1 protein-coding gene is annotated in these 522 nt (G+C 56.9%); it reads right to left on the bottom strand.

Annotation, left to right across the window (positions count from 1 at the left end; genetic code table 11):
* Positions 1-57 precede the first annotated feature (57 nt).
* Positions 58-417, bottom strand: a complete 360-nt coding sequence (locus tag DNK89_RS23965; RefSeq protein WP_020924744.1) for an NADH-quinone oxidoreductase subunit A — start codon at positions 415-417, stop codon at positions 58-60.
* Positions 418-522: the final 105 nt, after the last annotated feature.

Genomic DNA, 522 nt, shown 5'->3' with positions numbered 1-522 from the left:
GCCGTCTATAGCCATATTCGTCTCTGATAGCGTGCGGTGATGAAATAACCCGGCGGGTCATTCCCAGTCCAGCGCGCCCTTTTTCCATTCGTAGATGAAGCCGACGGTCAACACGGCGAGGAAAACCATGACCGTCCAGAAGCCGACGATTCCAACCGTGCCCTGGGCGATGGCCCACGGGAACAGGAACGCGATTTCCAGGTCGAAAAGAATGAACAGGATCGCCACCAGGTAGTAGCGCACGTCAAACTTCATGCGCGCGTCTTCGAACGCTTCGAAGCCGCACTCATAGGGGGATAGCTTCTCGGCGTAGGGACGCCGCGGGCCAAGGAGGGAGCCGGCCGTCAGAAGCGCGAACCCGATAAGGGTGGCCACTACGATAAACAGCAGGACGGGGAAATACTGTTGCAGGTTCATTCAGGCGTCCGTCAAATGCGCAAACCTTAGGATTGTAGCATTCGCGCGGTTACTTCCGGCTGAACTCTGTAGCGTGAACAGCGGGTGAAAGACTGCATTTCTCCA

The sequence above is a fragment of the Acidovorax sp. ST3 genome (genome assembly GCF_003231145.1).
In the GTDB taxonomy this organism is placed as follows: domain Bacteria; phylum Pseudomonadota; class Gammaproteobacteria; order Burkholderiales; family Burkholderiaceae_C; genus Acidovorax.
The sequence above is the reverse complement of the archived record's forward strand: the minus strand, read 5'-3'. Positions and strand labels throughout refer to the sequence as shown.

Excerpts from the sequence above, each read along its gene's own strand:
- DNK89_RS23965 (WP_020924744.1), bottom strand. The coding sequence starts at position 417 with ATGAACCTGCAACAGTATTTCCCCGTCCTGCTGTTTATCGTAGTGGCC.